We start from the raw sequence: 285 nt of genomic DNA, 5'->3' as shown, positions 1-285 counted from the left end.
TTCGCATGAACTGTGCGGGCCAGTCGGCGATGCGGTCGTCAAGCGCGGTAAGCCATGCGCGCGCTTTTTCGTCATCCGCAAGATGGGCGTCAAGGAAGGCGAGGGTCAGCATGGAGACCGCTTCGCGCTGGGCGGGGTGGCCGGGCGTCGGGTCGTTATCGGTCATGCCGCCGAGAAAATGATCGGCCTCATGCAACACGGCGAGATATTTGTCGCCGGCGGGCGCGTGATGAAACGGCTCGGTCTTCCAGTTCCAGTCCTGCCCCTTGGCGCCTCCGTCGAGGG

Annotated in this window: 1 protein-coding gene; it reads right to left on the bottom strand. The window is 64.6% G+C overall.

The features are described from left to right. A partial coding sequence (locus tag B4E36_RS16250; RefSeq protein WP_345900575.1) for a hypothetical protein occupies window positions 1-285 on the bottom strand: 285 nt, incomplete at both ends.

The organism is Martelella sp. UBA3392 (assembly GCF_002358775.1).
Classification (GTDB): Bacteria; Pseudomonadota; Alphaproteobacteria; order Rhizobiales; family Rhizobiaceae; genus Martelella; species Martelella mediterranea.
Note: the sequence above shows the minus strand (reverse complement) of the source record. Positions and strands in the feature narration are given on the sequence as shown.